The sequence below is a fragment of the Mesorhizobium sp. M0870 genome (assembly GCF_040319775.1).
Classification (GTDB): domain Bacteria; phylum Pseudomonadota; class Alphaproteobacteria; order Rhizobiales; family Rhizobiaceae; genus Mesorhizobium.
In genome coordinates this window covers 40577-62570 of the sequence record NZ_JAMYOI010000035.1, presented here as the reverse complement: position 1 = coordinate 62570, position 21994 = coordinate 40577, and the positions used below count along the sequence as shown (strand labels likewise).

Annotated in this window: 21 protein-coding genes; 10 read left to right on the top strand and 11 right to left on the bottom strand. The window is 62.1% G+C overall.

Annotation, left to right across the window (positions count from 1 at the left end; genetic code table 11):
- Positions 1–156: 156 nt before the first annotated feature.
- Positions 157–1437, bottom strand: a complete 1281-nt coding sequence (gene urtA, locus NKH97_RS29050; protein WP_245273273.1) for an urea ABC transporter substrate-binding protein — start codon at positions 1435–1437, stop codon at positions 157–159.
- A 339-nt stretch (positions 1438–1776) separates the two neighbouring features.
- On the opposite strand from urtA, the gene NKH97_RS29045 reads away from it, so the two are divergent.
- Positions 1777–2190, top strand: a complete 414-nt coding sequence (locus tag NKH97_RS29045; protein WP_352775641.1) for a hypothetical protein — start codon at positions 1777–1779, stop codon at positions 2188–2190.
- Positions 2191–2256: 66 nt separating this feature from the next.
- Here the strand turns inward: NKH97_RS29045 and NKH97_RS29040 are convergent, their stop codons facing one another.
- From NKH97_RS29040 to NKH97_RS29030, 3 genes are all read right to left on the bottom strand, one after another.
- Positions 2257–3828: a GMC family oxidoreductase gene (locus NKH97_RS29040; RefSeq protein WP_352732915.1), complete on the bottom strand. Its 1572-nt coding sequence runs from the start codon at positions 3826–3828 to the stop codon at positions 2257–2259.
- A gap of 46 nt (positions 3829–3874) precedes the next feature.
- Positions 3875–4405 carry a gluconate 2-dehydrogenase subunit 3 family protein gene (locus tag NKH97_RS29035; protein ID WP_352553014.1) on the bottom strand — a complete coding sequence of 177 codons (531 nt, stop codon included), beginning with the start codon at positions 4403–4405 and terminating at the stop codon, positions 3875–3877.
- A gap of 80 nt (positions 4406–4485) precedes the next feature.
- Entirely contained in the window at positions 4486–4881 is a 396-nt protein-coding gene (locus NKH97_RS29030) for a VOC family protein (RefSeq protein ID WP_352440302.1), read from the bottom strand.
- Positions 4882–5107: 226 nt separating this feature from the next.
- Between NKH97_RS29030 and NKH97_RS29025 the strand changes: the two genes are divergently transcribed.
- A complete protein-coding gene (locus tag NKH97_RS29025; RefSeq protein WP_023813015.1) occupies positions 5108–5413 on the top strand; it encodes a ribbon-helix-helix domain-containing protein in 306 nt (101 codons plus the stop codon).
- A gap of 10 nt (positions 5414–5423) precedes the next feature.
- Here NKH97_RS29025 and NKH97_RS29020 read toward each other — a convergent pair whose 3' ends face one another.
- A complete protein-coding gene (locus NKH97_RS29020) occupies positions 5424–5861 on the bottom strand; it encodes a VOC family protein (RefSeq protein ID WP_023813016.1) in 438 nt (145 codons plus the stop codon).
- Positions 5862–6442: 581 nt separating this feature from the next.
- On the opposite strand from NKH97_RS29020, the gene NKH97_RS29015 reads away from it, so the two are divergent.
- From NKH97_RS29015 to NKH97_RS29005, 3 genes are read left to right on the top strand one after another with little or no spacing between them, the layout of a single operon-like run.
- Complete coding sequence (locus NKH97_RS29015) at positions 6443–7069, top strand: gluconate 2-dehydrogenase subunit 3 family protein (RefSeq protein ID WP_245273274.1); 627 nt, start codon at positions 6443–6445, stop codon at positions 7067–7069.
- A 2-nt stretch (positions 7070–7071) separates the two neighbouring features.
- Entirely contained in the window at positions 7072–8838 is a 1767-nt protein-coding gene (locus NKH97_RS29010) for a GMC family oxidoreductase (protein ID WP_352440301.1), read from the top strand.
- Positions 8835–10052, top strand: coding sequence for a cytochrome c (locus NKH97_RS29005; protein WP_023813019.1), 1218 nt, complete (start codon positions 8835–8837; stop codon positions 10050–10052). Before NKH97_RS29010 ends, NKH97_RS29005 begins: the two co-directional genes overlap by 4 nt.
- Before the next feature lie 9 nt (positions 10053–10061).
- Here the strand turns inward: NKH97_RS29005 and NKH97_RS29000 are convergent, their stop codons facing one another.
- Both NKH97_RS29000 and cckA read right to left on the bottom strand, forming a co-directional pair.
- Complete coding sequence (locus NKH97_RS29000) at positions 10062–10769, bottom strand: purine-nucleoside phosphorylase (protein WP_023813020.1); 708 nt, start codon at positions 10767–10769, stop codon at positions 10062–10064.
- A gap of 86 nt (positions 10770–10855) precedes the next feature.
- On the bottom strand, positions 10856–13429 hold the full coding sequence (gene cckA / locus NKH97_RS28995; protein WP_023813021.1) for a cell cycle histidine kinase CckA: 2574 nt from the start codon (positions 13427–13429) through the stop codon (positions 10856–10858).
- Between the two features lie 223 nt (positions 13430–13652).
- Between cckA and NKH97_RS28990 the strand changes: the two genes are divergently transcribed.
- Positions 13653–14393, top strand: a complete 741-nt coding sequence (locus NKH97_RS28990) for a hypothetical protein (protein ID WP_352440300.1) — start codon at positions 13653–13655, stop codon at positions 14391–14393.
- Between the two features lie 214 nt (positions 14394–14607).
- Here NKH97_RS28990 and dksA read toward each other — a convergent pair whose 3' ends face one another.
- Complete coding sequence (gene dksA / locus NKH97_RS28985; RefSeq protein WP_013531862.1) at positions 14608–15024, bottom strand: RNA polymerase-binding protein DksA; 417 nt, start codon at positions 15022–15024, stop codon at positions 14608–14610.
- A 332-nt stretch (positions 15025–15356) separates the two neighbouring features.
- Between dksA and NKH97_RS28980 the strand changes: the two genes are divergently transcribed.
- From NKH97_RS28980 to NKH97_RS28965, 4 genes are all read left to right on the top strand, one after another.
- Entirely contained in the window at positions 15357–15860 is a 504-nt protein-coding gene (locus NKH97_RS28980) for a SixA phosphatase family protein (protein WP_352799286.1), read from the top strand.
- Positions 15861–15923: 63 nt separating this feature from the next.
- Positions 15924–17402, top strand: coding sequence for a YcjX family GTP-binding protein (locus NKH97_RS28975; protein WP_352612810.1), 1479 nt, complete (start codon positions 15924–15926; stop codon positions 17400–17402).
- Complete coding sequence (locus tag NKH97_RS28970; RefSeq protein ID WP_352799284.1) at positions 17399–18490, top strand: YcjF family protein; 1092 nt, start codon at positions 17399–17401, stop codon at positions 18488–18490. Before NKH97_RS28975 ends, NKH97_RS28970 begins: the two co-directional genes overlap by 4 nt.
- A gap of 135 nt (positions 18491–18625) precedes the next feature.
- Positions 18626–19180: a hypothetical protein gene (locus NKH97_RS28965; protein ID WP_023813027.1), complete on the top strand. Its 555-nt coding sequence runs from the start codon at positions 18626–18628 to the stop codon at positions 19178–19180.
- 66 nt (positions 19181–19246) lie between these two features.
- On the opposite strand, the gene NKH97_RS28960 is transcribed toward NKH97_RS28965, so the two are convergent.
- The 3 genes from NKH97_RS28960 to NKH97_RS28950 all read right to left on the bottom strand — a co-directional run bounded on the left by NKH97_RS28960 (position 19247) and on the right by NKH97_RS28950 (position 21954).
- Complete coding sequence (locus NKH97_RS28960) at positions 19247–19513, bottom strand: hypothetical protein (protein ID WP_127295927.1); 267 nt, start codon at positions 19511–19513, stop codon at positions 19247–19249.
- Between the two features lie 182 nt (positions 19514–19695).
- Complete coding sequence (locus tag NKH97_RS28955; protein ID WP_352440296.1) at positions 19696–20904, bottom strand: MFS transporter; 1209 nt, start codon at positions 20902–20904, stop codon at positions 19696–19698.
- A gap of 60 nt (positions 20905–20964) precedes the next feature.
- Positions 20965–21954 (bottom strand): AraC family transcriptional regulator, encoded by a 990-nt coding sequence (locus tag NKH97_RS28950; protein ID WP_023813030.1) that lies wholly within the window; start codon positions 21952–21954, stop codon positions 20965–20967.
- Between the last annotated feature and the right edge of the window lie 40 nt (positions 21955–21994).

Here is a 21994-nt window from a genome sequence, read left to right as displayed (position 1 = left end):
AAGACGGGCGGCCCCACCATAAAAACCCCAACAAACCTATTATCAAAACCCTTTTCTTGGGGCGTCTATACCTATTTTTGGTTTTTGGGGGGCCGCTGTCGGGCTGGTCTCCCGCGGGCCACGCGCGCGGTCTGACTAGGTCAGCCCTGGGAGGGATCAGTTCGTGCCCTTGCCGCCGCACTTGCCGGTGGCAACATTGAAGTTGCCGCAGGACAGAGGCGCGCGCCAATCCGAGATCAGGTCCTTGGAATCAGGCAGATAGTCGGACCATTCGTCGCCCATCACCAGGCCCGGCGTGCGCGACACGGTTTCGAACTGGCCGTCGGCCTGGATTTCGCCGATCAGCACCGGCTTGGTGATGTGGTGGTTCGGCATCATCGTCGAATAGCCGCCGGTCAGGTTCGGCACCGAGACGCCGATCATGGCGTCGATGACCTTGTCCGGATCGGTGGTGCCGGCCTTCTCGACCGCCTTCACCCACATGTTGAAGCCGATATAATGGGCCTCCATCGGGTCGTTGGTGGTGCGCTTGTCGTTCTTGATGAACTTGTGCCAGTCGGCGATGAACTTCTTGTTCTCGGGCGTATCGATGCTCTCGAAATAGTTCCAGGCAGCGAGATGGCCGACCAGCGGCGCGGTGTCGAGACCGGCAAGCTCTTCCTCGCCGACCGAGAAGGCCATGACCGGAATGTCCTCGGCCTTGATGCCTTGGTTGCCGAGTTCCTTGTAGAACGGCACGTTGGCGTCGCCGTTGACGGTCGAGACGACGGCGGTCTTCTTGCCGGCCGAACCGAACTTCTTGATCGCCGAAACCTCGGTCTGCCAGTCGGAGAAGCCGAACGGCGTGTAATTGACCATGATGTCTTCCGCAGCCACGCCCTTGGCCTTCAGATAGGCTTCGAGGATCTTGTTGGTGGTGCGCGGATAGACGTAGTCGGTGCCTTCCAGCACCCAGCGCTTCACCGAACCGCCATCCTCGCTCATCAGATAGTCGACGGCCGGAATGGCCTGCTGGTTTGGCGCCGCACCGGTGTAGAACACGTTGCGCTCACTTTCCTCGCCCTCATACTGGACGGGGTAGAACAGGATGTTGTCGAGTTCCGAGAACACCGGCAGCACCGATTTGCGCGACACCGAGGTCCAGCAGCCGAACACCGCCGCGACCTTGTCCTTGGAGATCAGCTCGCGCGCCTTTTCGGCAAACAGCGGCCAGTTGGAAGCCGGATCGACAACGACCGCCTCGAGCTTCTTGCCGAGCAGGCCGCCCTTGGCGTTCTGCTCGTCGATGAGCATCAGCATGGCGTCCTTCAGCGTCGTCTCCGAAATCGCCATGGTCCCCGACAGCGAATGGAGAATGCCGACCTTGATCGTGTCGTCGGCGGCCTTCGCCGGAGCGGAGATCAACAGGCCGGCGGCGACCACGCTCGCCGAAAACATTTTTGTTATTGTCGAGAAATTACCCCTCATATGACGGACTCCCAAGCTGGTTGATTGCACCGCAACACTACAAAGCAACCCCCATGCCAACCGCTCTGGCAATCCCGAAAGGGCACAAATAAATTAGAGATATCAGCACCTTGGAATATAGAGCTTACAAAACAAAGAGAGGTGGCCAGAAATCGATTGAGGGAAATTTGCGCAGCTTGCGCAGCTGCTGCCTATTTTTCGATCATTTGCCCAATCTGCCTAGATTTTGATCTCACCAGTGCCTCAGGCGACCGATGTTGCGGCGCGGTGCAAAAATAGGGCAAGCTCGCTCTTCAAGCGAGCGACGTCATGGTTACAGGTATTTTACGTATTTTCATCGGCATAGTACTTCTGACGGCAGCAACCGGGGCAGCGCGAGCCGATTTCAGCGACGGCAAGATGCCTGACGGCGCCTATCATTGCGAAGTGTACCTGCTTGGCATGTTCCTCAGCCTCGGCGACATCACCATCAAGGGGAACGTCTACAGCGGCCCCGTCTACACCAGCCTCGGCGTCTTCGGCACCGCGCGGCAGGGCTATAACTACCAAATGGACGCAAACGGCGTGATCTCGTGGCTGGGGCCGCTGGGCGGATATACCGCCGGCGGCAATTCACTGTCGCTGACCCAGGCGACGCTGGACGGTGAAACCGCGCCTTCCTTCGACATCATCATGAAGCAGCCCGACGGCGCCTTCACCGCCTCGACCTGCACCAAGCAATGAGGCGGCAAGGAAAAAAGGCGCGGAGCCTTGCGGGTTCCGCGCCAGCAGTCTGTCGGGAGGATTTGACTAGATCGTCTTTGCCGACATCTGCGCGGCGATGTAGTCGGCTTGGCGGATCGCGAGCGACACGATCGTCAGGGTCGGGTTTTCGGCGGCCCCGGTGGTGAACTGGCTGCCGTCGGACACGAACAGGTTCTTGATGTCGTGCGCCTGGCCGTGCTTGTTGACGACGCCGTCTTCCGCTTTCTCGCTCATCCGGTTGGTGCCGAGATTGTGGGTCGACGGATAGGGCGGCGTCGGGAAGGTGCGGGTGGCGCCGACCGCATCGTAAAGTGCCGTAGCCTGCTTGTAGGCGTGGTTGCGCATCGCGGTGTCGTTCGGATGGTCGTCGAAATGCACGTCGGCGATCGGCATGCCGTGCGCGTCCTTTTCGTCGGTATGCAGCGTGATGCGGTTCTCCGCACGCGGCATGTCCTCACCGACGATCCACAGGCCGGCCATGTGGTCGTAATGATCGAGTGCGGCGGTGAACGAGCGCCCCCAGGCACCCGGATCGAGGAACGCCGCCATGAACGGCAGGCCGAGCGACAGCGTCTCGAACTCGTAACCACCCACGAAACCGCGCGATGGATCATGCCGCGCCTCGTCGCGGATGATGCCGGCCATGGTCGTGCCGCGATACATGTGCACCGGTCTGTCGAAGATGGCATAGACCGAGCCGGTGGTGTGACGCATGTAGTTCTTGCCGACCTGACCCGACGAGTTGGCAAGCCCATCGGGGAATTTTCCCGATGCCGAATTGAGCAGCAGCCGCGGGCTCTCGATCGAATTGCCGGCAACCGCGACGATGCGCGCCTTCTGCTCCTGCAGCTTGCCGTCCTTGTCGGCGTAGACGACGCCGGTCACCTTTCCGCTAGCGTCGTGGTTGATCTTGATCGCCATGGCGTTCGGCCTGACTTCGAGATGGCCTGTCGCCTCGCCCTTGGGGATCTCGGTGTAGAGCGTCGACCATTTGGCGCCCCATTTGCAGCCCTGGAAGCAGAAGCCGGTCTGCTGGCAAGACATGCGGTCGTCACGATCGACCGAATTGATCGCCATGTTGCCGGTGTGGCATTCCTTATAGCCGAGCTTGTCGGCGCCGGCCTTCAGCACCTTGAAATTGTTGTTGCCCGGCAGCCGCGGCCAGTCATTGGTGCCGGTGACGCCCATCTTGGCTTCAGCCTTGGCATAGTAGGGCTCCAGCTCGGCCAGCGTGATCGGCCAATCGAGCAGGTTGGCGCCTTCCAATTTGCCGTAGGTCGACAGCGTCTTGAACTCATGCTCCTGGATGCGCAGCGAAGCTCCGGCCCAATGCGTGGTCGAACCGCCGACCGACTTGACGATCCAGGCCGGCAGGTTGGGAAAGTCCTTGGCCACACGCCAGTCACCCGACGTGGTGCGCTTGTCCGTCCAGGCGAGCTGGCTGAACGAACCCCACTCGTCATTGATGAAGTCTTCGTATTCGTGGCGCGCGCCGGCTTCCAGGATGACGACGTCGACACCCTTCTGGGCGAGTTCGTTGCCGAGCGTGCCGCCGCCGGCGCCCGAGCCGATGATGACGACCACGCCGTCGTTGTTCAGATCAAATGAAGCTGCCATGGTTTCCTCCCATGATTTCTGTTTGCGGGTTCAGGAACGACGGGGCTCAGAGCCACTCGATGTCGTCGAAACCGCGCGCGATGTAGCCGCCCTTGGAATAGGACTCGCCCTCGTAACCGAAGATCGGCCACACCTCTTTCTGGTTGTAGAGGCTGACGACGAGGCCGCCTCTGATGGCCTGGAAGAATGGCGTCACCTCGATTTGCTTCAGCACGGCGACCCGCTGCTCCTCCCAGCCAAGGCCGCGATAGCCGCCGCCACCGGACTTCTTGTCGAGGTCGGCGATGCCGTCCTCGAGCATCGCCTTGTAGGCGGCGTCCTTGCCGGCCTGCTCGTCATGACCTTTCACGGCAATGGCGTAATATTTGTCCGGAACCTGATCGTGCGGATAGATGTCACGCGCCATCTGGATCAGTGTCGCCATGGTTTCGGGCTTGAGTGCCGATGTCTCGAGCCCCCAGGCATGTTCGGGGCTGATGACGGCGCTGCCGGAGATGACGAGCAGCGCGCCGATGCCGCCGCGTCTGAGAAGCTCTCGACGGGAAAGCCCAGGCTTCGCGTCATAGATCGTGACCATTTTTATTCCTCCCTGCTTGCTATTTGCACCCTTGAGAGTGCCGTTGCTGGCGCTACCTGCCGGTGCGGCTGCAATGTCTCCTATTGAAAGCGACCTGTGCGTTGCAGAACCTCGATCTTGTAGCCGTCGGGGTCCTCGATGAAGAAGAAACGCGCGATCAGCGACCCGTCGCGGTTGAACTCGACGATCTTCTTCGGATTGAGGCCAAGCGCACCGAGACGATCATGTTCGCCGTCGAGATCGGCGACCGAGACCGCAAGGTGACCGTAGCCGTCGCCGAGCCCGTAAGGCTCCTGCCGATCCTTGTTCACGGTCAGTTCGAGCTCGAACCCTGCCTCGGCATTGCTGAGGTAAAGGAGCGTGAATGTCTCGAAATCCAGCCTGTCGGCGACATCGAGCCCGAAGGCGTTTCTGTAGAAATCGACGGACCGGGCCTCTTCGAGAACCCGGATCATGCTGTGGATCGCCTTGGCCAAATCAGTCTCCGCTCTGGTGTGGAGACGATTATGCGCGGCACGGACAAAAGGTGGTGGCAGCCGGTTACCACGCCCGAAGCCGTGAACCGTCCTCCATCGCCAACAAGGACAAAAGTCCGATTGCCGTGGCGGCGATTTTACCCGAGAATGCATGTGGGGACAGGTCAAGCAGTATCAAACTGCACGCCCGTCCACCCAAGACCAACAATCATGGGAGGTTTGTCGGATGTGCAGGGTGTTTGCGGGCCAGGATCCCGAAGGCTATCGCCAGATCAACCGGTCGATTCGCATCGACGGCCACTCGACCAGCATCCAGCTTGAAGGAACATTCTGGGCGTTGCTCGACGAGATCGCCGAGAACCAGAACCTGACGACGCCGAAATTCATCTCCAAGCTCTATGACGAAGCCATAGAGATCAACGGCGCCATCCCGAACTTTGCGTCGATGCTGCGCACCACCTGCGCGCTCTATCTGCGCGGCCATCGGCCAGGGATGGATGAGCAGATGGTGCCGAAGCGGGAGGCCGCTTAGCGTATTGCGCTCAGCTGAGTTCTTGGGCGAGCCCGATGAGAAGCCCTCCAGGCCCTCGAATGTAACATAGCCGATACACGTCTCTATACTGGACGACTTCGCCTTCGAGCCGCGCACCGCGATTGCGGAGCCTTTCGAGCGTCCCGTCAATGTCGTCCACAGTGAACATGACGCGGAGGTAGCCCAGGGCGTTTACCGGGGCGTTGCGGTGATCGGCGACGACAGGCGGCGTGAGGAAACGGGACAGTTCGAGCCGGCTGTGGCCGTCCGGCGTCCGCATCATGGCAATCTCGACGCGCTGATCGCCCAGTCCCGTGACACGTCCGGCCCATTCTCCTTCGATCGTTGCCCGCCCTTCGAGCTCAAGGCCGAGCTCGCCAAAGAAACCAATCGTCTCTTCAAGGTCATCGACGACGATTCCTATGTTGTCCATCCGTTTGAGCGCCATGGTGTTCAGTCTACAAGGTGTCGTCCAGGTCGTAAACTCATTAGCCTGCTTGCCAGCTGAGCAAGTATGATCAAGGGACCTTGAGAGCCTGGTGATGCGTCGCGGTAGGGCCTGGCATTGACCGCGACCTCGAACGCCACCCGGTCAGTGGCTGGTTCCTGATTCATGCCTGATGGCACGACGCTGTTTCTATCGGTCCAGGATCCGGGCAGGTAGGCCGGATGCTTCGCGGGATCGTGGCCCGACTTCCGGGCAGCCATCCGGCTTCAACAACACACCCAGACCCGATCGGCAGTCGACCGAACCCTCGCTAACGATTTTGTGATGTGGTTGACGAGGTCATTTTCATCTCGCAGTCTATCGGCATTCGATCTGCGGATTAAACTAACTATCGTTGTCATGATTACTTGGGCGTCACTTCCCGGGTGCGTTCTCTTATTTTCGAGATTCCTAATATGAACCATCGCAATCCTGTTCGAATGAATCGGCGTCTTTTCCTGTCCTCGGTCGCAATATTTACGGCAACCGCGACATCGGCCGGTTTTGCGCGATCGTTCTCGGGCACTTTGCCCTGGACGCCAATGGCATCCGATCCACCCGCGCAGGTCGTGGCCGGCGGCTGGCACTTTTTCTCAGCCCAGGAAGCAGCCCTTGTCGAGGCGATCGTCGACCGCATCATTCCGGCCGACGAGCTCAGCATGGGCGGCAAGGAAGCCGGTTGCGCCGTCTATATCGACAGGCAGTTGATGGGGGCGTTCGGAGTGTCGAGCCGGCTTTACACGCAAGGCCCGTTTCTGCCTGGACTGCCCACCCAGGGCTATCAGGGCGAGGCCAATCCGGCGCAGCGTTACCGCACCGGGCTTGCCGCCATCGACGCCTTCCTGAAACAGCGGGACGGCAAGACATTCGTCGAGCTCGCATCGGCCGAACAGGATGCCTTCCTGACGGCAATGGAGGCCGGGAAAGTCGACCTGCCCAATGGCGTCAAGGGTCCCGGTTTCTTCGGGCTTCTGCTGCAGAACACCATGGAAGGGTTTTTTGCCGACCCCGTCTATGGCGGCAACAAGGACATGGTCTCGTGGCGCATGCTTGGTTTTCCAGGTGCCCGCTACGACTACCGCGACCATGTCAGCAAACACAATCAGCCATATCCGCAGCCGCCTGTCTCGATCATCGGGCGTCCCGAATGGCTCGGCAAAGGCGCCTGATCATGACCAAGATACTGCCTCGCAAAGACGTCGTGATCGTCGGCCTCGGCTGGACGGGATCCATTCTGGCCCACGAATTGACCGATCAGGGCCTGGACGTGGTGGCCATAGAGCGCGGCCCCTGGCGCGACACGGCAACCGATTTCAACATCGGCTATGCGCAGGACGAGTTGCGCTACAGCATCCGGCGCGACCTCTTCCTGCAGCCGACCGTGGAAACCATGACGGTGCGCAATGACCCCTCGCAGAAGGCGCTGCCGATGCGCGATTTCGGCTCCTTTCTCCCCGGCAACGGCGTCGGCGGCGCCGGCGTCCACTGGAACGGCCACACCTGGCGGTTCTGGGATTCGGACTTTCAGATAAAGACCAATCTGACGAAGAAATATGGTGCATCGAGAATCGCCGATCTCCAGGTCGAGGACTGGGGCGTGACCGGCGCGGAGATGGAGACCTATTACGACCAGTTCGAGTATCTGGCAGGCATCTCGGGCAAGGCCGGCAATATCAAGGGGCAGTTGCAGGAAGGCGGCAATCCGTTCGAGGATCCAAGGTCGCGGGATTATCCGAACCCGCCGATGCAGATGACCTACGCGCCAACCCTGTTCGCCGAGGTTGGCCGGTCGATCGGCCTGCATCCCTTCCCGACCCCATCCGCCAACATGTCGCGGGCCTATGTCAACCCGCTCGGCATCGCCATGGGTCAATGCACCTATTGCGGGTTCTGCGAACGCTTCGGCTGTGCCAACTATTCGAAGTCGAGCGCCCAGACCACCGTCCTTCCCGTGCTGATGAAGAAGTCGAATTTCGAGGTTCGCACCGACAGCGAGGTTCTGCATGTCGATCTGGCTCCCGGAGGCAAGTCGGCGCGCGGCGTCACCTATGTCGACACGTCAGGCGAGGAATATTTCCAGCCGGCCGATCTGGTGCTGCTGTGCGCCTACGGCCTGCACAATGCCCGGCTGATGATGCTGTCCGGTATCGGCAAGATCTACGATCCCGGCAGTGGCGAAGGAACGGTTGGGCGCAATTACTGCTACCAGACAAATGCCGGCGTGCAGGTGTTCTTCGACGACAAGAACTTCAACCCGTTCATCGCCGCCGGCGCGCTCGGCCAGACGATCGACGATTACAATGGTGACGCGTTCGACCACGGCGCGCTGGACTTCGTCGGCGGCGCGGGCATCAACTGCATTCCCACCAACGGGCGCCCGATCGGAACCAGGCCGACCTTGCCCGGCACGCCGAAATGGGGCAGCGCCTGGAAGAAGGCAACGGTCGAGGGTTACAAGAGCACGCTTGGCTACTCGTCCCAGGGAAGCAGTTACGCGACACGCAACAACTACCTCGACCTCGACCCGACCTACAAGGACCGTTTCGGTCGTCCGCTGATGCGCATGACGTTTGATTTTCCCGACAATGACATCCGCATGTCGAACTATGTCTGCGACCGGATGGAGGAAATCGCCAAGGCGCTCGGCGGCAAGCAGTACGCCGTCGGCCGCCGCAAGAAGGGCTGGGACAGCGTCCCCTACCAGAGCACCCACAATACGGGCGGCGCCATCATGGGAACGGACCCGAAGAAGAGCGCGGTCAACACCTTCCTCCAAAGCTGGGACGTCCCCAATGTCTTCGTCATCGGCGCGTCGGCCTTCCCGCAGAATGCCGGCAAGAACCCGACAGGAACCGTCGGCGCGCTCGCCTTCCGCGCCGCCGATGCCATCCGCAATCAATATCTGCGCAATCCCGGTGCATCCCTGGTGCAGGCATGAACAAGCTCGTTTTCACGCTCGCCATCGGCGCCGCGGCCCTCAACGCGGGCCCGGCACGGAGTGCCGACCAGGCGGACCAGATCATACGTGGACAGTATCAGGCCGTGCTCGGCGACTGCGCAGGCTGTCATACGCAGGCCGGGGGCAAACCGCTGGCTGGCGGACTGCCGCTCGAGACGCCGTTCGGCATGCTTGTCCCGCCCAACATAACCCCCGACGGCGAAACGGGCATCGGCAATTGGTCGGAAGCCGATTTCCGCAGCATGATGAAGTCAGGCGTCGGCCACAATGGCGTGCGGCTCTACCCCGCAATGCCCTACCCCGCCTATACCAGGATGAACGATCGGGACATTTCCGACCTGTGGGCCTATCTGACGACGGTTGAACCGGTATCGAATAAGGTCGAGGCCAATCAGCTGCCCTTCCCGTTGAACATCCGGCTGGCGATGCTGGGCTGGAATGTCCTCAACTTTACCGAGGCAAGCTTTCAGCCGGATTCCTCCAAGTCGGCGGAGTGGAATCGCGGCGCCTATATCGTCCAGGGCGCAGGACATTGCGGCACCTGCCACTCGCCCAAATCTTTCCTTGGCGCCGACAAGGACAGCGAGTTCCTGCAAGGTGCCTCCCTGCAAGGCTGGTTTGCCCCCGACATCACCAACAACGCGCAATCGGGCCTTGGAAAATGGTCTCAGGAGGATCTGGTCCAATACCTCAAGACCGGCGTCAACGCGCATTCGATTGCATCAGGTCCGATGGCGGAGGCCATCGAGAACTCCACGTCGAAAATGACCGATCCCGATCTCAAGGCGGTTGCAGTCTACCTCAAGAGCCTGGGCTCGGATGTCGACAGCGTCCAACCGGCAAAGCCTGACGCGACACGGATGGCAACGGGCGAGGCAATCTATCGCGACAATTGCTCGGCTTGCCATGGTGGAGATGGTGCCGGGTCAGGCGTGCTTTTCCCTTCCCTTGCCGGCAATTCGATCGTCGCGCAGGGCAGTTCCGAAACATTGGCCCGGCTCGTCCTTGCCGGCAGCCAGGCCGTGCACACGGCTGATGCACCGACTACGCCCGCCATGCCCTCCCTGGCCTGGCGCCTGAAGGACCAGGAGGTCGCCGACGTCCTGACCTATGTGCGCGCCAGCTGGGGCAACGCCGCCCCGGCGGTCTCCTCTGACGATGTCGCTGCCGTACGCAAGGGGCTGACCCGGTAGACCCGTACTCTAGCTCTCTGCTGCGACAGCGAGCGCCAGACGGCTCATGTCTGCGAACAATTCCTGGCGCTCGGAATAGTCGGTCTGTTCGCCGGTCTCGATGTTGTCGACCACGACACACATCGACAGCGCACGCGCTCCGAAATGCTCCGATATGCGATAGAGCGCGCTGGTTTCCATATCCACGGCCAGGGCTCCTTCCGCCCGCGCAACGGCAAAACGGGCGCGCCCTTCCGGGTGATAGAAGATGTCGCTGCACACCGTCAGGCCGGCATGATGGTCGATGCCGAATTCTACCGCCTTGGCCAGTGACGATGCGAGGAGCGCCGGGTCGGGGCCAGCGGGTCCATAAAGGCCGAAAACCTGGCCGCTCTGGGCGCTTTCCGCCTGTGCCGATTGTGAGATGACAAGGCTGCGCAGTTTTGCCTTTGCGGTCAGGCTGCCGCAGGTGCCGGTGCGGATCAAGGTCCGGGCGCCATAATGGTCCAGCAGTTCATGCGCATAGATCAGAAATGATGAAACGCCGATGCCCGTCGCCTGAATGCTGATGGACTTGCCACGAAACAGCCCGGTGAAGCCAAGCGTGCCGCGGCGGCGATTGATGCAGCGCGGCGCTTCCAGGAACGTTTGCGCCATCCACTCGGCACGCTGCGGATCACCCGGCAACAACACCGTGTCGGCGTAGTCGTCCTTGTCCGCTTCGTTGTGCGGCGTCACAAGTTGCTCCCCTAAGCCTTCCTGCCGTTTCACCCGCAATCATGGCGTTGTCACGGCGTTGTGCAAGGAGGAACATGGGAAAGGCTCTAAGACTCCAGCACGTCCTTGACGATCGTCGCCAGTTGCTTGAGCGAAAACGGCTTGGGCAGAAAGCCGAAATGCGCATCTGCCGGGAGGTTTCTGGCGAATGCGTCCTCGGCGTAGCCGGACACGAAGACGAACTTGATGTCCGGCTGGCGCTTGCGCAATTCACCAAGCAGTGTCGGTCCGTCCATTTCCGGCATGACCACGTCGGAAACGACGATATCGACCTTGCCGCCCAGCGCCTCGAACACTTCCAGCGCCTCGACGCCCGACGATGCCTCGTGCACGGTGTAGCCACGCGAGGTCAGCGCCCGCATGCCGCCCATGCGCACGGCATCCTCGTCCTCGACGAGCAGCACCGTGGCCGAGCCCGACAGATCCTTGGCCGGATCGGCGACCTTTGCCGGCGCTGCCGGCGCATCGCCGGGCTCGCCTGCTTTTTTCGCTTCGGCGATGTGACGCGGCAGGAAAATGCGGAAAGTCGAGCCTTTGCCGACTTCGGAATCGCAGAAGATGAAGCCGCCGGTCTGCTTGATGATACCGTAGACCATCGACAGGCCAAGGCCGGTGCCCTTGCCGACTTCCTTGGTGGTGAAGAAGGGCTCGAAAATCTTCTTCAGCACGTCGGGCGCGATGCCGCTGCCGGTGTCCTCGACTTCGACCACGACATAGTCGGCCGGGGCGAGTTCACGGTAGGAAAAGGCCTTGCACTCCTCGGCGGTGACATTGCGGGTGCGCACTGTCAGATCGCCGCCCGCCGGCATAGCATCGCGCGCGTTGACCGCAAGGTTGACCACCACCTGTTCGAACTGACCGATATCGACCTTGACCGGCCACAGATCGCGGCCATGGTCGACCTTCAGCTTGATGTCGTTGCCGACCAGGCGGGCGAGCAGCATCCTGAGATCGGCGAGCACGTCGGTTAGATTGAGCACTTCCGGCCGCAACGTCTGCTTGCGCGAGAAGGCCAGAAGCTGCCGCACCAGCGAAGCCGCCCGGTTGGCGTTCTGCTTGATGTTCATGATGTCGGGGAAGGAGGGGTCCGACGGACGGTGGTTGGTCAACAAAAGGTCGGACGCCATGATGATGGCGGTCAGCACATTGTTGAAATCATGCGCGATGCCGCCGGCAAGCTGGCCGACCGCCTGCATCTTCTGGCTTTGCGCCATCTGCCCTTCGAGCGCTTTTTGCTCCGTTGTCTCGACGGCGTAGACGATGGCCGACTCCTCGGCCCCCTCGCCGCCGGTGCCGTCGGCGACGGCGTTGACGTAGAAGCGGATGTGCCGTTCGTCGTTGCCAGGCAAAAGCGTGTCGATCGGCTCGATGTCGGCCTGCCGCTGCTGCGCTTTCTCGAAGGCAGCCGCGAAGGCCGGCCGGTCGCGTTCGTGGATCACCGTGTCGAGCCTTACGCGACGGTCGACGGCGTCGCGATCGACGACAGACGAAAACAGCGACAGGAACGGCGCATTGGTACGCAGGATGCGCCCATTGTGGTCGACGCCGGCGATCGCCATCGGTGTCGAGTTGAAGAAGCGGGTGAAGCGCACTTCCGAAGCCCGCAAATCGGCAGAGGCATCCTCGCCTTGCGTGCGGTTGAGCACGATCGTGCGTGTCGGCCCGTTCAATCCTTCGCGGCTGGCCGAAACGCGGTGCATGAAGCGCACCGGCAGCGCTTCGCCCGTCGTGGTCGTCAGGTCGAGATCTATCACCGCGTTGCGTGTGGTGCCGGGGTCGGCCTTGACCGAGCGGACCAGCGCCATGCCGTCGCCAGCCACGATCTCCGACAGAGACACGGCGCCGGGCGTGAAGCTGGTGAGGTCGATGCCCAGCCATTCGGCGAGCGTGGCGTTGATATAGGTGACGCGGCCCTCCTGGTCGGCCGAAAAGAAGCCGGCCGGCGCGTGGTCGAGATGATCGATCGCCTTCTGCAGATCGAGGAAGAAGCGCTCCTGCTCGGCCCGCTCCTGCGAGATGTCGGCAAGCTGCCAGGCCAGCATCGGCAGCCGCTGGCCTGGAACGCTGAAGGCGCGGGCGCGTGCCCGGTACCAGCGGGCGCCAGGCTCGGCACCGGGCCGAATGGACTGTGCGAGCCTAAACTCGCCGTCGCCCGGCTGGCCGTCGCGCAGGCCGGATGCCAGGCGATAGATCGTCACCGAGGCTTCGGGGACATCCGAGAGCAATCCCTCGACGGTCTTCAGGTCGGCAGCGGACGATGCTCCGGTCATATCCGCATAGGCGCGATTGGCGTAGACGACGCGGCCCTTGGTGTCGGTGACGAGAAGCCCCTGCGACATCGAATCGACGAAGGATTTCGACAGTTCGTCGCCTGTCGAGCGTGGCGTGACCTGCACGAAGCCGATCGCCGTCGCGAACAGGAAGCCGACGCCGATCATCGCCAGCACGCCGAGCATGCCGAGCAGGAAAGGATCGCCGAGGCGCTCGCGGAAAAGCCCGAAGACGATCGCCGCCCCCGTCAGAACGACGATGAAAATGATAAGCCGGGTGACCGCGCCGGGTCGCGTATTCTGGTCGACGATCGGTACCGGATAGAAATCGCCGCGCGCTTCCTTGGCCATGTGCCCCCTGCTCGTGAATTCCGGTGTTCCGACACCCGCCCCTAGCGGGTTGAATCACATTCTCCTAGTCCGGAAAAGGCCTGGGCGGCAAATGTCGGATAAAAATGATGTCTTCCGGGCTTCGGAGTTTTTCTAGCTGTTCACCAGCGTGAAACGCAACTTGCGGTGGCCCGCTGCAACGGTCTAGTGTCTCGTCACTTCCAAGGGCGATCAGGGGAACCCAATGCAATGGCTCGATAGCGTGGCAGGTCCCGGTTATGCCGCAGCATTGTTGTGGACGTTTGCAGCGCTTGTCCTGCTGGTTATCGTTCTCGTTATCATCAAGCTGGTGCGCAACCTGACATTCGGAACCTTCGTCGCCGGTGGCCGGAACCGCAAGACGCGACTGGCCGTCATGGATGCCACCGCCGTCGACAGCCATCGCCGGCTGGTACTGATACGCCGTGACGATATCGAGCACCTGCTTCTGATCGGCGGCCCGACCGACGTCGTCGTCGAGCGCGATATCCGACTTTCGGCGCTACGCCGGCCGGCATTGACCGGAGATGGCGGCTTGCAGCCGGTTCCGGCCGCCGCGGCCCCGGCAAGACCGCGTCCGCCGCAACCCGCTCCGCCGCCGGCGAGACAGGCTCCCGCTCCACAGCCGGTGAACACGACGCCACCCGCCCGCCCGCGTACAACAGCGCCGCCGGCACCTGCACCGAAGCCGGCAACGCAAAGCTATCAGCCGACCAATGTCACGCCGTTGCCTGCCTACGGCTCCGCCAACGCCAACACCGCCCGGCACGCGCCGCCACCACCGCAGCCGGTGCAGGACAGCATCGACGACACGCTGATGAGGGAACTCGAAGTGTCGCTGGATCAGCCCCGTTCGGGCGGCCCGGTGGGCAAGCCGGCGGCGCCGCAGTCGCTCGACGACGAGATGACCAAGCTTCTCGGCGAACTCTCCAGTCAGAAGAGATGAGCAACCGCCGGGTCGCTATCCCCGCGGAAAACATCGTCGCCGGTCTACTGGTCTACTGCCGAACCACCTCGTCCGAAGCGCCAAATATCAAGGGTTTACTGCCTTCGCCCGCCCTGAGCGGTGGATGCCGCACCAATAAAAATGGCCGGAAAACCGGCCATTTCAGAATCGAGTTCGTTCGATGACAGCCGGCCGTGCGCCGCCGGCCTTGACCTCAGTCGTCGCGATAGACTTTTTCGCGGCGCTCATGCCGCTCCTGCGCTTCGATCGACAATGTCGCGATCGGACGCGCATCGAGCCGCTTCAGCGCGATCGGCTCGCCGGTCTCTTCGCAATAGCCGTAAGTGCCTTCGTCGATGCGCTGCAGGGCGGAGTCGATCTTTGCAATGAGCTTGCGCTGACGGTCGCGGGCCCTGAGTTCGATGGCGCGGTCGGTTTCCGAAGAGGCGCGATCGGCCAGATCGGGGTGGTTGGCGTTCTCTTGCTGCAGGATTTCCAGTGTTTCGCGCGCTTCGCGCAATATGTCATTCTTCCAGGTGACGAGCTTTGAGCGGAAGTAGGATTTCTGCCGCTCGTTCATGAACGGCTCGTCTTCGGAGGGTACGTAATCGGCGGTAACGATGTCGTTCATTCGACTCACCCAAACTGCCCCAAATTTGGCGCCTATATATTCGTCGTCCGACGCCTGCACAAGCGCAATCGGCCGCTGTTTCACGCAATTGTTAAAGTACCCCGCCACGCACTTTGCAGCCGCGTACGGTCGCTTTGGTACAAACTCCGCCGAGACACTTTGGATCCGGTGGCTCATGCTTTCCGAGATCGGCCGTGATCCCGGGGCCGATACGCAAGCGCCTTTTGCAGCAAGCAGCATTGGGTGATTCGCCGTGTTTGAAGAGCACGGGCCATTGTGCGCAACGCCGTTCTCGTGGCTAATCCCGGGAGGCTTCGGCATTCGGAGGTTGGGTGAGCAGGCTTTATCTGTTGCGACATGCAAAGGCTGGCTGGGCACTGCCCGGCATGCGGGATTTCGATCGCCCGCTCGATGCCTCCGGCCGCGCCGATGCCGAAATGGTGGGGGCCGCCATGCGCTCCCGCCTCTATGTTCCGGACCGGACGCTCTGCTCCAATGCCAAGCGCGCCAAGGAGACGCTGGAAGGCCTGGCCGGCCAGACCGACACCGGCCGGGTTCTGCTCTTCGACGCGCTCTACAGCGCGGACGCGGCCGGGTACCTCCACCTTATCCGCGACAATGGCGGATCAGGCTCATTGCTGGTCATTGGCCACAACCCGATGATGGAAGACCTCACCATGGCAGTTTCGGGCGACGGCGACGAAACCGCGCGGGCCACGCTGAACCATGGGTTCCCGACCGCGGGCCTGGCGGTCGTCCGCTTCGACGGCGATCTTGCCAGCGCCGCCCAAGGCACCGGCTATCTCGAAGCGTTCCTGACGCCGGCCGATCTCTGAAGCCATTTCAAAGCCTGGTTGCAGAGCCTATATCGGACGGACCGAAGTCCGAGAGAGCAAATTTTGGCATCATCGCTGACCACCTTCACCGACGAAGCGAGGATTGCCCTCGACACGCTGTCGGGCCGCGCCACCGGGCTTTTTTCCCCATCGCTGCGCCTCGGCGTGACGGGATTGTCCCGCGCCGGCAAAACGGTGTTCATATCGGCCCTTGTCCACAATTTGATCCATGGCGGCCGCCTGCCGCTGTTCGAGGCGCAGAAATCGGGGCGCATCGCCCGCGCCTTCCTCGAGCAGCAGCCCGACGACGCGGTGCCGCGTTTCCAGTACGAGGACCACATCGCCGCCCTGGTCAACGATCGTGCCTGGCCCGATTCGACGCGCGCCATTTCGGAACTGCGGCTGACCATCGAATATGAATCGGCTTCCGGCTGGAGCCGCATGTTTTCCTCCGGCAGATTGTCGGTCGATATCGTCGACTATCCCGGCGAATGGCTGCTCGATCTGCCGCTGCTCGGCAAATCCTTTGCCGATTTTTCGCACGAAGCCTTCGAAATGGCCGTTCTGCCGGTGCGCGAGGATCTTTCGCAGAGTTGGCGGGCGCTGTCAGCCGGGGTCGACCCGAACGCCGATGCCGACGAGATGACGGCGCGCCGCCTGGCCGAAAGCTTCGCCGCCTATCTGAAGGCCTGCAAGCTCGACGAGCGGGCGCTTTCGACCTTGCCGCCCGGCCGCTTCCTGATGCCGGGCGATCTCGAAGGCTCGCCGGCACTGACCTTCGCGCCCTTGGCCGGGATCGGCGACAGGCGTCCGCGCCCGGGGTCGCTGCACGCCATGATGGACAGGCGCTATGAGGCCTACAAGACGCATGTCGTCAAACCCTTCTTCCGCGAACACATCACCCGCCTCGATCGCCAGATCGTGCTGATCGACGCCATGCAGGCGCTGAACGCCGGCCCCGGCGCCATGGCCGACCTGGAACGCGCGGTAACCGAGATCCTCAGCTGTTTCCGACCCGGCCGGGGCAGCTTCCTCACCGATCTGTTCTCGCGGCGCATCGACCGCATCCTGGTTGCCGCGACCAAGGCCGACCATCTGCATCACGAAAGCCATGACCGGCTGCAGGCGATCGTGCGGCGGCTTGCCGACCGCGCCGTGGCACGGGCGAATTTCACCGGCGCCGATGTCGATGTGGTCGCCATGGCGGCGGTGCGCGCGACGCGCGAAGGCACCGTCAAGCAAGGCCGAGAGACGTTGCCAGTCATTATCGGCACGCCGATCGCCGGCGAGAAGATCAATGGCGCAACCTTCGATGGAAAGACTGAAACAGCCATATTTCCCGGTGATTTACCGGAGAAAATTGATGCGGTTTTTGATCTTTCGGGAGCCGATCACAAGCAGGATGCCGCGGACCCTGCAATCCGCTTCGTCCGTTTCCGTCCCCCAAAGCTAGAACGCACGGCCGAAGGTATCACCCTGTCGCTGCCGCATATCAGGCTCGACCGTGCCTTGCAGTTCCTGATCGGAGATCATCTGGCATGACTGCGCCCCGCAAGCCGGCAGCGTTCCGCATCGAGCCGGAAGCCGAACCAAGGCAAGAGGCGCCGCAGGCGCGCCGTGCCCAGGCCGATGCCCCGCGCAAACCCCGCGCGATGAAGGCCGATGTCGCGATGGTCATCCCGGCGGAAGTCGATGTCTTCGACGAGCCTGACATCATTGCCGCGGAGCCGCCGCCGGCGATCGCCCCCAGAAAACGCTCACTGCTCGGCAGCATCTTCTTCGGCGCCTTTGGCGTGCTGGTTTCGCTAGCTGTCGGCCTGTGGACCGACCAGCTCATACGCGACCTCTTCGCGCGCGCCGAATGGCTGGGCTGGCTGGCCGCGGGCATGGCTGCCATCGCCGTGCTGGCGCTTATGGTGATCCTGATTCGCGAGTTCCTGGCGATCGCCCGCCTTGCCGAGGTCGAAAAACTGCAGAAGCGTGCGCTCGACGCGATCGCCCGCGACGATCCCAAGGCTGCACGATCGGTCGTCGACGAATTGTCGGCCTTTGTCGCGGCCAAACCCGAAACCGCGGCCGGCCGGCGCGCGCTGGCCGAACTGCGCGGCGAAATCATCGACGGCGGCAATCTCGTGCGCTTGGCCGAGGCTGAAATTCTCGGACCACTCGATGCCAGGGCGAAGGTGATGATTCTCGAAGCCGCCAAACGCGTTTCGCTGGTGACGGCGGTCAGTCCACGCGCAATGGTCGATGTCGCCTATGTCGTGTTCGAGGCCGGGCGGCTTATTCGCCGCCTGTCAGAACTCTATGGCGGACGGCCGGGAACGCTGGGTTTCTTCCGCCTGGCGCGCAGCGTGCTGGCGCATCTGGCGGTTACCGGCTCGATCGCGATCGGCGACAGTTTCGTCCAGCAGATCGTCGGCCACGGCCTGGCCGCGCGCCTTTCGGCCAAGCTTGGCGAGGGCGTCGTCAACGGCATGATGACGGCACGCATCGGCATTGCCGCGATGGAGACGGCGCGACCCCTGCCCTTCAGCGCCGCCAAGCGTCCCGGACTTGGTGATTTCCTCTCGGCGCTGACATCGTTCGCAACCAGGAAAGATGGTGAAACGACCCCATCCGGCAAGTGAGCCGGGCTGGAGTGTCTGGACCTTCGGAATTGTTACCGGACTGCTTTGCGGCGGCCCCGCGGTGACGAAGCATTAACCAATCTTGTTCATGGTCAGACGGGTTCCAAACAGCATCTTTGTTGCCGGGTGTCGTCGATGAAAAGCGTAATTCTATCCAGTGTCCTGCCCCTGGCAACGGTGATTACGGCAGTCGTCGGCATTGCCGGAGTGGCCTCTGCGGCCGAGCCTGACAAGCAGTTCTTCCAGTCCGCCGAAGGCAAGTGGATCGGTCCCGGCGAAATCGTCGCCGGCAAGTACAAAGGCACGAAGTTCAACTGCAGCTTCACCGGCTCGACGCCCGACGGCAAGGTCGGCATGTCGCTCGACGGCGGCTGTCGGGTCGGCATGTTCACCCAGCCGATGTCGGCCAAGATCGAGCGCAAGGGCCGTGAGGGCTACAAGGGCAGCTTCATGGGTGGCGCGACCGGTTCCGGCCTCGACATCATCGGCGGCAACGTCGTCGATGCCCGCAAAGTGGTCTTTACCATCAACCGCAACCAGCTGCGCGGCGTCATGCAGGCTCGCATCCCTGACGACAATTCGATGACGGTGACTATTGCCGTGCGCGTCGACGACCAGCTGGTGCCGGTGATCGGCATGAGCCTGAAGCGCGTCGACGCGGTCGAAGTCGGCTCCATCGCGCCGAACTGAACAATTCAAAAGAAAAGGCGGCGGCCCAACGGTCGCCGCCTCGTTTGATCCAATCGAATCAGGGCGTTAGCCTTTGATCGTGGCCGTCAGTTCGTCATAGGCCTTGCAGGAGTCGGCCAATGTCGTAGCGCCCTGATACTTGGTTGTCACCGCCTGGACCTTGGCCGTCAGATCAGCCGCTTTGGACGGGTCCTTGGTAATCGCTTCCTGAAGTGCTGCAGCCATGTCCTGCGCCTTCTTGGTCGCGATCTCCGCCGTGCACTCAGGCGCCTTCGAGCAAGCCGAACCGGCAAGCACCGCCAGGCCGACGGCAACAAACAAAAACTTCTTCATGTCAGTCATCTCCTCAAAAAGGGCGCGACTTGATCGTCGATCACCCTCCAATGGCCGAAGCCGAGCGTCCTTAGCCTTCGATTGCGGCAAGATGCAACGTGTTCCCGGCCTCAACTTGTGTATCGCGCCTGCAACATCGGCGGCGGCCTGGATTCAGGCTATTTTATCAGCGGCAGCAAAGTTCAGCTGCGCGGCTGCAGCAGCGCCAAGACGGCGGTCGATGCGGCAAGGATAGCAGTCAGAGTCAAAGGCCCAGTCGCGCCATAGGTGTCCACGACATAGCCGCCGACAACCGCGCCGATGGTGATGGCAATTTGGAAAGAGGTGACCATCAGGCTGCCCGCTGCCTCCAGCGCATCAGGCGCCGCGCGCGACATATTGGTCGGCAGCACCACCGGCGCCATGCCAAAGGCGAAACCCCACAGCGTAACGAAGCCGAAGGCAACGCCGATATGCGAGCCCCAAAGCACCAAAGTAAGTGCCGCAACCGCCATCAACGCTGCGGTGACTGCGAGGGCCATGTGGATGTTGGTGTCGGCCATGCGGCCGCCGGCAACATTACCGATCACGGCAGCGATGCCAAACCCGAGCAGAGCCAGGGCAATCGGTCCGGTTGTAAGGAGTGTCACCTGTTCGAGGAAGGGACGCACATAGACCGAGCCGGCAAAATGCCCCGTCATCAGCAAAACAATAGCCAACATGCCGAGTTGGATGCCGCGCCGCCGGGTCAGCCGAAATACATCTGCAAGGCTGTTGCTTGCCGTTGCAGGCAAGGTCGGCAGGCTGAGAAACTGCAGCAGCATGGCAAGCGCGGCCAGCCCCGCCGTCATGGCCATGGCACTGCGCCACCCTATCCAGTCACTGATCAGCGCGCCCATCGACGGTGCGGCAATGGTGGCAAGCGAGACGCCGAGGGTGACGATCGCCATGCCCCGACCTGTCGCATTGGCGCCAACCAGCCTCGCCACGACGGCGACCGAAAGTGCCCAGAAAGCGCTGAGAGCGATGCCCAGTCCGGCCCGGCCCAACAGCAACAGCCAGAAATCGGTCGCCAGCGCCGCCAGGATATTGGAACCGACCGCAAGGGCGCTGAGACCAACCAGCACCGCCTTGCGGTTCAAGCGGCCGATGAGAACATTGCTCAACATGGCCGTCACGGCGCCGACGGAAGCGGTGGCGGTGACGACCTGGCCGGCCGTCCCCTCGCTGATGCCGAGATCGCGTGCCATTGGCGTCAGCAGACCTGCGGGCAGGAATTCGGCAGACACCAGGGCAAAGCTGGTGGCCGCCAATGAAATGACCGCGAACCAAGTGGCTGCGCTCCACGCGGCTGGTGCATCGGCATCAAGGCCAATCGCGGCGTCTTCAAGCTGTAATGTTGTGTCAGTCACGGAAAGATCTCCAAAGTTTGGAGGTCTTAAATAGGCGAGTCCGCTCGGATGATATGTATCTTAGAATCCGAAATTCATATCCATTCGTCCGGGAATTGTGCGACGCACAACGCCAGGCGAGACATTGGTGATGCGCTTGAACGCGCGCGCGAAGGATGCCTCGGAATCATAGCCCAAACGGGTAGCGACTTCGGCAACCGACAAGCCGTTTTGGCCCAGCAATTCGCGGGCAAGCTGCATACGCAGGCGGGCGAGATAGTGTGCGGCACCCTCTCCCAATACCGCACTGAAACGCTCGGCGAAAATCGAACGCGATTGGCCTGCCACGCCGGCCAGGCTTCCCAGCGTCCAGTTGTGGCCGGGGTCGCGGTGCATGGCCGCCAAAGCCCGGCCTATATGGGGGTCACGGATGGCTGCGAGCCAACCGGTGGTCGAGGCTCCGTTGCAATTGACCCAGCAGCGTATGAGCCGGGCCGTTAGCAAGTCGGCCATACGCGACAGAATCGTGGCGCTGCCCATCTGCGGTTGCGAGGCCTCCACCGTCATGGCCGCCAGCAAAGGACCGACGACCGGGTCATTGCCGGCCACGTCGCAACCCTTGATGACAGGCGGCATCAACGTGATCAATGGGTTGAGCGCATAGGAGTCCAAGGCCATGGAGCCGCAGAAAAGGGTGCTCGTCGCGCCCGTTCCTTGCCGTACCACTTCGCAGACGTTGCCCCCCAACTTGATCACCTGGCAACCTTCGAGCGAGTCCCCTGCAACGTCCGGCGCGCTGGCCAGCCGATGGGCGATGCCTTGCGGCAGCAGCACCAGATCGCCATCGCGCAACTCCTGCCAGCCTTGCGATTCAGTATGAATCCAGCACGGGCCCTGGCCGACAAAGTGAAACCGAAGCAGCTGTTGTTGCGGAAAGTCTATGCTCCATGGGTGCCGGAGCTCGCAGCGACCATAGTTGACACCACTCAAGCGAAAGTCTTGTAAAACTTCGCTGAGCGCATCCATCGGGATATGTGGCGTCGAAGACGGCCGGGACGAATAGTCAGGCATATACGTGATATAGATGCCGAACGTCCGGCAGGCAAGCGGG

Bases quoted from the DNA above. Each gene is read 5' to 3' on its own strand.
- dksA (WP_013531862.1), bottom strand. From the start codon at position 15,024: ATGAACGACATCGTTACCGCCGATTACGTACCCTCCGAAGACGAGCCG.
- cckA (WP_023813021.1), bottom strand. From the start codon at position 13,429: ATGGCCAAGGAAGCGCGCGGCGATTTCTATCCGGTACCGATCGTCGAC.
- NKH97_RS29040 (WP_352732915.1), bottom strand. From the start codon at position 3,828: ATGGCAGCTTCATTTGATCTGAACAACGACGGCGTGGTCGTCATCATC.
- NKH97_RS29015 (WP_245273274.1), top strand. From the start codon at position 6,443: ATGGCATCCGATCCACCCGCGCAGGTCGTGGCCGGCGGCTGGCACTTT.
- NKH97_RS28965 (WP_023813027.1), top strand. From the start codon at position 18,626: ATGAAAAGCGTAATTCTATCCAGTGTCCTGCCCCTGGCAACGGTGATT.
- NKH97_RS29045 (WP_352775641.1), top strand. From the start codon at position 1,777: ATGGTTACAGGTATTTTACGTATTTTCATCGGCATAGTACTTCTGACG.
- NKH97_RS29020 (WP_023813016.1), bottom strand. From the start codon at position 5,861: ATGGCGCTCAAACGGATGGACAACATAGGAATCGTCGTCGATGACCTT.
- NKH97_RS29005 (WP_023813019.1), top strand. From the start codon at position 8,835: ATGAACAAGCTCGTTTTCACGCTCGCCATCGGCGCCGCGGCCCTCAAC.
- NKH97_RS28970 (WP_352799284.1), top strand. From the start codon at position 17,399: ATGACTGCGCCCCGCAAGCCGGCAGCGTTCCGCATCGAGCCGGAAGCC.
- NKH97_RS29010 (WP_352440301.1), top strand. From the start codon at position 7,072: ATGACCAAGATACTGCCTCGCAAAGACGTCGTGATCGTCGGCCTCGGC.
- NKH97_RS29035 (WP_352553014.1), bottom strand. From the start codon at position 4,405: ATGGTCACGATCTATGACGCGAAGCCTGGGCTTTCCCGTCGAGAGCTT.
- urtA (WP_245273273.1), bottom strand. From the start codon at position 1,437: ATGTTTTCGGCGAGCGTGGTCGCCGCCGGCCTGTTGATCTCCGCTCCG.
- NKH97_RS28960 (WP_127295927.1), bottom strand. From the start codon at position 19,513: ATGAAGAAGTTTTTGTTTGTTGCCGTCGGCCTGGCGGTGCTTGCCGGT.
- NKH97_RS28950 (WP_023813030.1), bottom strand. From the start codon at position 21,954: ATGCCTGACTATTCGTCCCGGCCGTCTTCGACGCCACATATCCCGATG.
- NKH97_RS29025 (WP_023813015.1), top strand. From the start codon at position 5,108: ATGTGCAGGGTGTTTGCGGGCCAGGATCCCGAAGGCTATCGCCAGATC.
- NKH97_RS28990 (WP_352440300.1), top strand. From the start codon at position 13,653: ATGCAATGGCTCGATAGCGTGGCAGGTCCCGGTTATGCCGCAGCATTG.